This is a genomic window from Salinactinospora qingdaonensis, assembly GCF_039539445.1.
GTDB lineage: Bacteria > Actinomycetota > Actinomycetes > Streptosporangiales > Streptosporangiaceae > Salinactinospora > Salinactinospora qingdaonensis.
In genome coordinates, this window is sequence record NZ_BAABDD010000007.1 from 273,426 (window position 1) to 280,338 (window position 6,913).

Annotated in this window: 6 protein-coding genes; 2 read left to right on the top strand and 4 right to left on the bottom strand. The window is 66.0% G+C overall.

The features are described 5' to 3' along the window. Positions 1 to 81 precede the first annotated feature (81 nt). A complete protein-coding gene (locus ABD848_RS10330; RefSeq protein WP_344970235.1) occupies positions 82 to 1,104 on the bottom strand; it encodes an aldo/keto reductase in 1,023 nt (340 codons plus the stop codon). Between the two features lie 115 nt (positions 1,105 to 1,219). Here ABD848_RS10330 and ABD848_RS10335 point away from each other — a divergent pair, with 115 nt between their 5' ends. After that, entirely contained in the window at positions 1,220 to 1,852 is a 633-nt protein-coding gene (locus ABD848_RS10335) for a TetR family transcriptional regulator (RefSeq protein ID WP_344970238.1), read from the top strand. A 153-nt stretch (positions 1,853 to 2,005) separates the two neighbouring features. Here the strand turns inward: ABD848_RS10335 and ABD848_RS10340 are convergent, their stop codons facing one another. Further along, positions 2,006 to 2,479 carry an SSI family serine proteinase inhibitor gene (locus ABD848_RS10340; protein ID WP_344970241.1) on the bottom strand — a complete coding sequence of 158 codons (474 nt, stop codon included), beginning with the start codon at positions 2,477 to 2,479 and terminating at the stop codon, positions 2,006 to 2,008. Between the two features lie 750 nt (positions 2,480 to 3,229). Beyond that, complete coding sequence (locus ABD848_RS10345; protein ID WP_344970245.1) at positions 3,230 to 3,697, bottom strand: NUDIX hydrolase; 468 nt, start codon at positions 3,695 to 3,697, stop codon at positions 3,230 to 3,232. 228 nt (positions 3,698 to 3,925) lie between these two features. Here ABD848_RS10345 and ABD848_RS10350 point away from each other — a divergent pair, with 228 nt between their 5' ends. After that, entirely contained in the window at positions 3,926 to 5,779 is a 1,854-nt protein-coding gene (locus ABD848_RS10350) for a serine/threonine-protein kinase (RefSeq protein ID WP_344970247.1), read from the top strand. Between the two features lie 77 nt (positions 5,780 to 5,856). Here ABD848_RS10350 and ABD848_RS10355 read toward each other — a convergent pair. Then, positions 5,857 to 6,913 (bottom strand): MerR family transcriptional regulator (locus ABD848_RS10355; RefSeq protein WP_344970250.1); only part of this gene is annotated, 1,057 nt, incomplete at its 5' end.

Here is a 6,913-nt window from a genome sequence, read left to right on the forward strand (position 1 = left end):
GGCTCGATGGGGCGTCATAGTGGCATGAGGCCCTGTACCGAGCCCCGGGATGTTCATTTCGCAGCCCTAACGCGACCGCCGCTACTGCTCTCGGGCGACCGCCGTGCTACTCATGTCGGGGTAGCGTTCGCCGGCCACCTGCTCGGCGAGTGGTTCGAGCAGTGCCAGCTCCTCGTCGGTGAGCGTGATCCGGGTCGCGGCGATGTTCTCCAGCAACCGGCTGCGCTTGCGGGTGCCCGGGATGGGCACCACCGGCAGGCCGTGCACCTGGGCTTGGTGGTGAACCCAGGCCAGCGCGATCTGGGCAGGCGTTGCTGTGTGGTGGGCGGCGATCGTGCGGATGGGCTCCAGCAGCGCCGTGTTGGTTTTCGCGTTGTCCCCGACGAACCTCGGTAGGTACTGACGGACATCGTTGGCCGGCATGGCTGCGTTGGAGTCGGCGAACGTGCCGGCAAGGAAACCCCGGCCCAGAGGGGAGTAGGGCACGAAGGCGATTCCGAGCTCGGCGGCGGCTGGGACCACGCTGTACTCGACGTCGCGGCTAAACAGCGACCACTCCGACTGCACGGCGTGGATCGGGTGGACGGCGTTGGCCTCACGCAGCTCGGCCCCGGTGACCTCGCTCAACCCCAGGTATCTCACTTTCCCCTGCTGTACCAGTTCGGCCATCACTCCGACCGACTCGGCCAGCGGCACCTGCGGGTCACGGCGGTGCATGTAGTACAGATCGATCACATCGACACCGAGGCGGCGCAGGCTGGCATCGGCCGCCTGGCGGATGTAGTCGGGGTCGTTGCTGACGGTGGAGTTGGGAGTGTCGTCGAAGCGCACGACCCCGTACTTGGTGGCGATCGTGACCTCGTCGCGGTGTGCGGCGAAAAACGGCGCGAGGAACTCCTCGTTGGCGCCGCGTCCGTACATGTCGGCGGTGTCGTAGAGCGTGACCCCCGCCTCGAAGGCGGCCTCCAGGGTTTCGCGGGCCGCGGCCTCGTCGGTATCGCCGTAGAAGTCGCTGATACCCATACAGCCAAGCCCTTGCACGCCCACCTCGGGGCCGCCGTTAGCCAGGTGTGTCGTGGTGATGCGCTCATCGTGGTTGCTCATCAGGCGTTCCGTGCCTTTCCAGCGCCCGGGCGGCGCCGTCGTGGAAACCAATGCTTGATACTCTACATCACTCTTGAGACTGAGTCTTATATTCAAGCGCAGGTATGCTCGGAGCATGGCTGCCACTCCAAACAGCTCCGCCGAGACCACCGGCGACCGTCCCCCGGGCCTGCGCGATCGGGCCCGCCGCGCGGTGCGCTCCGAGGTTGCCGCCGTGGCCACTCGGCTGTTCCTGGAACGCGGTTTCGCCCAGACCACCGTTGACCAGATCGCTGCCGAGGCGGGGCTCTCGCGCGCCAGTTTCTTCCGTTACTTCGCGACCAAGGAGGACGCTGTCCTGGGCCATCTGGAGGGGTATGGCCAGCAGTTGCGGCATGCTCTGTCCGAGCGTCCCCGACAGGAACCGGTCTGGGAGGCGCTACGCCACGCCTTCGACGTGGTCCTCGAGGTCATAAGCCAGCCCGAGGCGCTCAACATCGGGCGCATGATGAACGAGACGCCCTCGCTCAAGGCACGCCATATCGAGAAGTGGCTGGCCTGGCAGGAGCTCCTGGTTCCCGAGATCGCCGAGCGCCTCACCGAATCGGCTGCGCACTCCCCCGATCCCCGCCCCCGGGCGTTGGCCGCCGCCGCGCTCGCCTGCCTTGACGCCGCGCTGGAAGCCTGGGTGGATTCCGAGGGCACTGAGGATCTGCGAGGGCTGTTCACTGAGGCTATGGCGGCTGTGTCTGCCCCTGTGCACGCCTGATCCCGGAGTATCTCGTGCTGTTGCGCTCACGTGGCGGGGAGAAAGGGGCTCGTGGGGGCCGGCGGTAGCCGCTGGGAGCCACGCAAACGCGCGGGTACCTTTTCGTGGCGGTGGGCCGGCGTGGGCCGACCCACCGCTGCGGGGGAGGGGTGCTTAGAAGGCGAACACGTGGTCAGACTGCACTGCGGCCTGGCAACTGTTGCTGTAGGTCCGCTTAAAGTCGATCGGTCGGACCGGTCCCATCGGGGAGCTTTGCCAGTGCCCCTTGACCACCACTGTCACCGGATCGTAGAGGGCGATGCAGTAGGTTTCGGGGGCGGTGGGCAGTTGGTCGAAGTTGCCGCCCACGGCGCGCAGTGAGTCGCAGGCGTCGCCGGGAGTGGGGTGAGTGCCGCCGTCGGGGGTGCACTCCAAGGTGGCCTTCGACAGCACTGGAGCCTTCGTGGATAGGTCGGACTCGACTGGGGTGGGGGTTGCTCCGACGTCGTACATCACCATGCGCATGCTGGCCAGGGGCTTGCGTTCGTCTGTAGCGGTGTCGGCGACGGCTGGGAGAGCCAGGCTGACGATGAGGGTCGCGGCGGCCGTGAGTACGGTCGCGAGCGCGGTTTTGGGGGATGTTGACATAACAGACTCCTCCGCTAGGGAAGCGCCGGGGGTTTGCGCAGCACGGCCGGGTGCTGCGTGGCGAACAGTCACGGCAGGCTTGTCGGCCGCTAGTGGGTGGCGGGCATAGCCTGCGGTGACATAGTGACGGCGTAAACGGCTATGCGGGATCTTTTGTCGGCACCCCTTCATATTTCCTCTCTGCCCAGGGCGGTTGATATCGCTTCCCGTTAGGGAAGTCTTACGGCATGCCGCCCCGCTTTTCGTTCACGCTGTGTCCTGACCACATTGTAGGCCCTCGTGGATGGTCTCAATAGAGGAAGAATCGGAGAACGCACGCTGCAAGGAAGCGGGGAGGTTTACTTACCGGTAGCCTCGACTTGTCACTACCTGCGGTCGTAACTCTCAGCGGCCTGTTAATAGCCTGTCTTCGCTGTGCAGCGAGGGGGAGTAGTTGGGGGTACGGCTGACGGAAAAGTCCAGGACAAGCATATATTCACTGCTTGGAAGCCAATTCCGTAGCCCTGACGATCCACGAGTGCTTTCGAGGCTTCGCGCTGCCTTCAAACGGATGGTCGGCTCTATTGGCCCAGCCGGTCCCCACAGGTTTCTGTGATCATTAGACTTTCGGAACGCCGTGGTTCTTGCGCCCGGCTCGGTAGCTTTCTCGCGAGGCGCTCGGGGAAATCCAGGTGCGCCGGGCGCGGCTCGGAAGTTGGGGGCGTAATTGCTATGGGAGAGAGAGGAGTTCCTGCGAGACACCGGCCGTAGTCAGGCCACGTAGATGGCCGCACCCTCGGTTCGGGCGCGCAGGGCGGCTTCGAGGCGAGGAGCGATGTGGGGGTGCAGCATCGTCACGGCGCGCTCAGGGGCGACGAAGGCGTAGTCGTCGAGTTCTTCGGCCTGTAAGCGCACGGGAGTGGTGGAGTCGATAGTGCCGCAGTCGAAGACAAAGGACAGGAACGGCTTGGGGCGTACGCCCTGCGGCGCACTCCAATGGCAGGCCAGCAGGGGACCGGCCGGCAGCGTCAGACCAAGCTCTTCGGTGACCTCGCGTTCGCAGCCGGCATGGGGCGCCTCACCGGCCTCAACGACCCCGCCAGGCAGGGTCCAGTCCTCTCGATAGTTGGGGTCGACGAGGAGGACGCGTCCGGACTCGTCGGTGATGAGCCCCGAGGCGGCCAGATAGGCGGTGGGCAGGGAGGCGAACCACTCTGCTGGAGGCAACTGCGCAGACATACCCGTACGGTATTAGCTCCTGCCGAGGCCGAGTGCGCGGCTCCCCCTCTCTCTCCTTTTAAATCTACATCGTAAAGGTGACTGTTTTGTCAACAACATCGAAGGAACAAAAAGACAACACCGAGGAAGGGGAGTCGCCTCGTCAAGGCGATCCGGTCAGGGGCGAGGATTCGTTACGATCGCAGTGGTTTTAGGGCGCATCGCGGAACACACAGACGGAGGTTGGGTGTGGGACCACTGGAGAATGGTGATCCGGAACGGGTCGGCCGGTACCGGTTGATCGGACGGTTGGGGGCCGGCGGTATGGGCCAGGTGTTCTTCGGTCGTTCCGCGGGTGGGCGTGCTGTGGCGGTCAAGCGGATTCACCCGCACCTGGCCACGGATACGTCGTTCCGGCAGCGTTTCGCGCGTGAGATCACTGCGGCGCGGCAGGTCAGCGGAGCGTTCACGGCGCCGGTGATCGATGCTGATCCCGAAGGGGAGGTGCCGTGGCTGGTGACCTCCTATGTACCGTCGCTGCCGTTGAATGAGGCGGTGGGCAAGCTTGGTCCGTTGCCAGAGCACTCGCTGCGGGTGTTGGCGGCCGGGCTGGCTGAGGCGCTGGTCGAGATCCACCGTGTGGGGCTGATCCACCGGGACCTCAAGCCGGGCAATGTGTTGTTGGCTGATGAGGGGCCGCGGGTCATCGATTTCGGGATCGCTCGGGCCACAGAGGGCACGGCGGCGACGCAGTCGGTGATCGGTACGCCGGGGTTCATGTCGCCGGAGCAGGTGCAGGGCCAGGAGTTGACTCCCAAGAGCGACATGTTTGCGTTCGGGGCGGTGTTGGTCTATGCCGCCGCCGGGGTGGGCCCGTTCGGTGAGGGGTCGGTACCGACGATGGTCATGCGCGTCATGCAGGAGGACCCTGACGTGTCGGGGGTGCCGCAGTCGCTGCGTCGACTGGTGAATGGGTGCCTGACCAAGGATGCGCGTTACCGGCCTGGCCCGGGGGACGTGCTGGATTTTCTTGGGGATGTGCCCATTGGGGACTCGTGGCTTCCCCCGGCGTTTATGCGGGGGGTGCAGGAGCAGGTGGCCAAGGTCAACGCGGCATTGAGTGCCGCTCCGGCGGGCGCGGATGCTGATGCGGCGACGGTGGCTTTGGGGGCGGTGAGCACGGCGGCGACCGAGCGGTTGGTTGAGGCCGACGGTGAGCCGATGCGGGCCAAGACGTGGCAGTCGTCGGAGGCGACCTCGGCGATGGGCAGTGATTCGGGGCGCGGTGCTGTGGCGCCGAGCGCTGGTGGAGACGCTGGTCTTGGGGGTGCGGGCAGAGCTGATGTGGGCTCGGCTGGTGGTGAGGGGGGTGCTGGTCGTACTGCTCCGACGGCGGCGATGCCGCCGGGGGTGGGGGATGGTGGTGCGGGGGCGCCGGTGCGGCGGGGTCCTGGAGAAGGGGACCGCGGGTATGAGGAGCTGTATCGGGGGTCGCGTTCGGGGGAGGATGAGCGTTATCGGGAGGGCCAGGAGGAGCGGCGTCGGGCTGAGTGGCAGCGTGAGGAGCAGCGTCGGCGGCGTGAGCAGCAGGATCGGTGGCGGCGTGAGGAGGCCGAACGGCAGCGTCGGGATGAGGAGGAGCGGCGTCGGGCGGCTGAGGAGTCGCAGCGTCGGCGGCGTGAGGACGCTGAGCGGGTGGCTCATGAGGAGCGGATGCGTGCGGAGCGGGCGGCGGTGCGGCGGGATGGTCCGAGGTGGGGTACGGGTGAGCAGCCTGGTTTGTGGAGTTTTGTGAAATTGCTGCCGTTTTTGGTGATTCCGTTGATCCAGTTGCCGTTGGGGTGGGGGGTGTCGTTGGGGCTGGACTGGATGTTGGCCAATGATGTCTTTTGGCGTACGGATTGGTGGCGGCATGAGCCGTTCTTCACGGGGCCGGGCTTTGTGCAGGCGTTGTTGTTGGGGTATTTCGTGTTGAACAACCTGATCGCGGTGGAGTACTTGGTGCGGTCGTTGCGTCGGGGGTTTGTCACGGGCGTGGTGTTGGCGGTGGCGGTGAGTGTGGGGACTAATGGTGCGTTGTGGTCGTTTGGGTTCTTTTCCTGAGGTTGTGGGCTGAGGGGTGATGCCGGTGGGCCCTGTGGGCCCACCGGCGGGGTGGCGGTGGTCGGTGGTGGGTGGGGTTAGTGGGTGGGGGTGGCGCGGAGGCCGGTGATGAACCATTCCCAGGCGGGCACCTGGGGGGTGGGGGTGGGCCAGTCGTTGATGACGGCGATGAGGTGGTAGTAGCGCTCGACGCGGGTGTCGGTGAAGGTGGCGAGTTGGTCGGCGAGGTCGGCGCGGTAGTGGGGGGTGTCGGGGGTGTTGTGGTGGTGGGCGAAGGCGGTGGCGAGTTCGGTGACGATGGTTTGGCCGTGGGGTGAGGTGGGGTCGGTGCCGTCGTTGAGGGCGGGGGTGACGGTGTCGATGACGCGGGTGGCGAGGTCGGTGGCGCCGGTGTGGGGTGGCTGGAAGGTGCCGTTGGCGCGTTCGTGGGCTTGTTGTTCGGTCATTTCTCGCACGCGGGTGCGGAAGGTGGGGTCGGAGACGAGTTCGGCGAGTTCGACCCAGGCGTCGACTTGGTCGGGGGTGGGGTTGTCGGGGAGGTCGACGCGGATGGAGCGCATTTTGGTGACGAAGGTGGGGTCGAGGTCGAGGCCGTCGAAGATGGCGTCGTGGTAGTCGTCGAGAATGCGTTGGCGTTCTTCGGCGGAGAGGTTGGCGAGTTTGTTCATGAGTGTCACGTCCCGTGGGGTGGGGTTGCGGTGGGCAAGGGTTTGCAGCACGGCTCTGCGCAGTCGCAGCATCCGGATCTGGGCGCCGAGGGCTTCGGCGTGGGCGGCGGCGACGTGGCCGAGGTCGGCGTCGCGGTTGAGAATCCGGCGGATGGTGCTCAGGTCGATGCCGAGTTCGCGCAGGGTGCGGACGAGGTCGAGGCGGGCTGCGGCGTCGGCGTCGTAGAGGCGGTATCCGTTGGGGCTGCGGGTGGTGGGGGGCACGACGTGGGTGTCGGCGTAGAACCGGATGGTCTTGACGGACAGTCCGGTGCGTTTGGCCAGTTCACCGATGGTGTGCAGGCCGCGGTGCGGTTCCATGTTGTCGATGGTGGACTCTCCTGTGGCTGGAGGGTCAAGGGGGTGGGTGTGGGGTGGTGGGGGCGGGGGGTATTGGTGGGGTATGGAATTGGTTGGCATTGCTGAG